4 protein-coding genes are annotated in these 3,105 nt (G+C 63.8%); all 4 read left to right on the top strand.

Annotation, left to right across the window (positions count from 1 at the left end):
- Positions 1-44: 44 nt before the first annotated feature.
- The 4 genes from tnpA (at position 45) to ABG80_RS07560 (ending at position 3,059) form a co-directional block, all read left to right on the top strand.
- A complete protein-coding gene (tnpA, locus tag ABG80_RS07575; RefSeq protein WP_083505913.1) occupies positions 45-446 on the top strand; it encodes an IS66-like element accessory protein TnpA in 402 nt (133 codons plus the stop codon).
- Positions 443-790 carry an IS66 family insertion sequence element accessory protein TnpB gene (gene tnpB, locus ABG80_RS07570; RefSeq protein ID WP_058087129.1) on the top strand — a complete coding sequence of 116 codons (348 nt, stop codon included), beginning with the start codon at positions 443-445 and terminating at the stop codon, positions 788-790. The genes tnpA and tnpB overlap by 4 nt, the downstream gene beginning before the upstream one ends.
- Before the next feature lie 92 nt (positions 791-882).
- Positions 883-2,490 (top strand): IS66 family transposase, encoded by a 1,608-nt coding sequence (gene tnpC, locus ABG80_RS07565; protein WP_058087128.1) that lies wholly within the window; start codon positions 883-885, stop codon positions 2,488-2,490.
- Between the two features lie 62 nt (positions 2,491-2,552).
- Entirely contained in the window at positions 2,553-3,059 is a 507-nt protein-coding gene (locus ABG80_RS07560) for a hypothetical protein (protein ID WP_058087127.1), read from the top strand.
- The last annotated feature ends 46 nt before the right edge of the window (positions 3,060-3,105 follow it).

The following is a 3,105-nucleotide window of genomic DNA, read 5'->3' as shown; positions in this document are numbered from 1 at the left end:
GTAATAGTCCGACGACCACCCTCTTGCCGAGTTGAGATGGCGGCATGAAGATCGCGTCCACTATGAAGATGGTGGACGCGATCGTAAAACAAGAGCCTGGCGCCAAGTCACGCTCTACGGGGGTGCGCTTACGGCGCACATACAGCGGGCAATTCAAGGCCGAAGTGGTGGCGCAATGCATGGCGCCGGGCGCCTCGGTATCGGCCATCGCCTTGAGCCACGGCATCAATGCCAATGTGATCCGCAAGTGGCTGCCCATGGCCCCCAAGGCAACACATGTGGCTGCAACACTGCTGCCGGTCACGATCCGCCAAGATTCGGCGGCACGCACGCTGGCACCCCCAGCCATTGAGATGAGCCTGGGCGGCGCCACGCTGCGCCTGCCACCGGGCTTCGATCCCCAAGACTTGCGCAGTATCGTGCAGATCCTGCGTACGCTCTCATGATCGGCCTGCCCGCAGGCACCCGGGTGTGGCTGGCTGCCGGCATGACGGACATGCGCAAAGGCTTCGATGGTTTGGCCGCGCTGGCTCAGGCCGTGTTGCAACAGGATCCGTTCTCAGGCCATGTCTTCGTCTTCAGGGGGCGTCGTGGAGACATCCTCAAACTGCTGTGGTGGGACGGCCAGGGCATGTGCATGTTGAGCAAACGCTTGGAGCGTGGGCGCTTCGTGTGGCCGCAAGCCGATCAGGGCGCTGTGGCACTGACGCCAGCGCAGTTGTCGATGCTGCTCGAAGGCATTGACTGGCGCATGCCCGAGCGGACCTGGCGACCACAGACCGCTCTGTAGCGTACGCGAGCGGCCCGGCCATCGTCCGCCTCAATCGGTTGACAGGATCTCCCCCGTGGCGTGGGTCGCGCGATACGGGCAAAGTCCTGGCCATGAGCCGCGCCACGCCCGATCTTGACCGCCATGAGCTTGCCGAGCAATTGGCTCAGCGTGATCTGGCGCTCAAGAACGCCTTGCTGCTCATCGACAAGCTCAAGGTCGAGTTGACCTACTTGCGGCGCATGCAATATGGCCGCGCCAGCGAGAAGCTCGATCACGCCACGCAGATGAGCCTGCTGGGCGAATCGAGCCAGCCTGAGGCCGCACCAGCCCCGCAGGATCGTGGCAATGCGGCCAATGACGAATCCACCGCAGTCGGTATCCAAGGCAGTACTCGGGGTCGCAGGCCGAGCTTGCGCGAAGGTCTGCGTGAGCTGCCAGCCCACCTTCCTCGCGAGATGGTCGTGCATGAGCCCCCAAATGGTTGCCAGTGCGCAGACTGCGGCAAGAAGCTGCGCCAGATCGGCCAGGACATCAGCGAAGTGCTCGACTATGTGCCCGGGCAGTTCAAGGTGATCTGCCATGTGCGCCCGCGCCTGGCCTGTGGCCCGTGTGCCCGCATCGTGCAGGCCGCAGCGCCCAGCCGCCCGGTCGATCGCGGCATGGCAGGCGCGGGTCTGCGCGCCCATGTGCTGGTGAGCAAGTATGCCGATCACACGCCTCTGTACCGCCTGTCACAGATCTACGCCCGTCAGGGCGTGGACCTCGGGCGATCCACGCTCACGGACTTGGTGGGCGACACCGCCTGCCTCTTGACACCGCTAGCGCAGGCTATTGGCCGCCATGTGCTGAGCGCCCAGAAGGTGCACACCGATGACACGCCCATCCGCGTGCTCGGCGGCAAAGGCAACAAGGCCCGCACCGGCAGGCTGTGGGTTTATGTGCGCGACGACCGCCCGGCGGCCGATCAGGCGCCACCAGCAGTGTGGTTCCAGTACTCACCCAATCGCAAGGGCGAGCATCCCAGAAGGCACCTGGGGCGCTACTCGGGCATCTTGCAGGCTGACGCGTTTGCGGGCTACGACCGGCTGTTCGACAGCGGCGACATCGTGGAGGCCGCCTGCTGGGCCCATGCCAGGCGCAAGTTCTACGACATCCATGAGCGCGACCACAAGTTGCCTGGCACGCTGGCGCATCAGGCCTTGGTGCAAATTGGCAAGCTCTTTGCCATTGAGGCCGAGATCCGGGGGCGACCACCCGACGAACGCCGTCAGCAACGGCAGGCTCGTACGCAACCACTGCTGGCGGCACTGCATGCCTGGCTCAACACCACGCTGGCGCAGCTGTCGGCGAAGTCACCCATGGCACTGGCCATTGGCTACAGCCTGAGCAACTGGCAGGCACTCACGCACTTTGTCCACGACGGGCGCATCGAGGCGCACAACAACGCGGCCGAGCAGGCGCTGCGTGGCGTGGCCGTGGGCCGCAAGAACTACCTGCATCTGGGATCGGATTCGGGCGGCGAGCGGGCGGCCGTGATCTACACGATCCTGGGCACGGCCAAGCTCAATGGCCTGGATCCTTATGCCTATTTACGCCGGGTGATCGAGTGCATCGCCGATCATCCGATCAACAGGATCAACGATTTGCTGCCCTGGGCCATGGACATGCGCGATGCCGCGCCAGGCGAGCAAGTTCAACCGCAGCCACTGGCGGCCTGATTCGCGGACTTGGCCAGCCAGGACGCGCTCAGCGTGCCCGCCAGCATTGGCACAATGTCGCCATGAACGATCCCAAGCTGATTGAGGCGCTGTCCAATGCCAGCAACCTCGAACTCTTCCAGTTGAGCGCTGTCATTGACCGCATGCTGCAGGATCCCCGGCGCATCCTGGCGGTGCGCAGCAAGCTGCATCTGGGCCAAACGGTGCGCTTCGTCGACTGGCGCGATGGGCAGATGCGCTCAGGCCGCATTGTGATGCTCAAGGATACTCAGGCCATCATCCACGACCTCCATGAGCGCAAGGAGTGGAAGCTGCCCTATGCGGCCATTGAGCCTCCTGCAGGCCCATCGCAGCCAGTACAGCCAGCTGAGTCAGCCGAACGTGTCCAGGCTGTCAAACCAGGGCGCAATGACTTCCGCTGCGGCGAACGTGTGTCATTCCAGGATCGCTATCTTCAAAATCAGATCGGCACCATCGTGCGCATCAACCAACGCACGGCAACTGTCGATTGCGGCACCGAATCATGGCGCCTGCCGTTTGCAGCGCTTCGCCACGTGTTGGATGTCTAAAGCCTAGCGGCCGGTCGTGACAAGAGGGTGCGCGTCGGACTATTAC

Source organism: Aquabacterium parvum, assembly GCF_001447195.1.
Classification (GTDB): Bacteria; Pseudomonadota; Gammaproteobacteria; order Burkholderiales; family Burkholderiaceae_C; genus Aquabacterium; species Aquabacterium parvum.
This window is presented reverse-complemented; position numbering and strand designations above follow the sequence as displayed.

Coding starts and splice junctions, on each gene's coding strand:
- tnpA (WP_083505913.1), top strand. CDS start 45: ATGAAGATCGCGTCCACTATGAAGATGGTGGACGCGATCGTAAAACAA.
- tnpB (WP_058087129.1), top strand. CDS start 443: ATGATCGGCCTGCCCGCAGGCACCCGGGTGTGGCTGGCTGCCGGCATG.
- tnpC (WP_058087128.1), top strand. CDS start 883: ATGAGCCGCGCCACGCCCGATCTTGACCGCCATGAGCTTGCCGAGCAA.
- ABG80_RS07560 (WP_058087127.1), top strand. CDS start 2,553: ATGAACGATCCCAAGCTGATTGAGGCGCTGTCCAATGCCAGCAACCTC.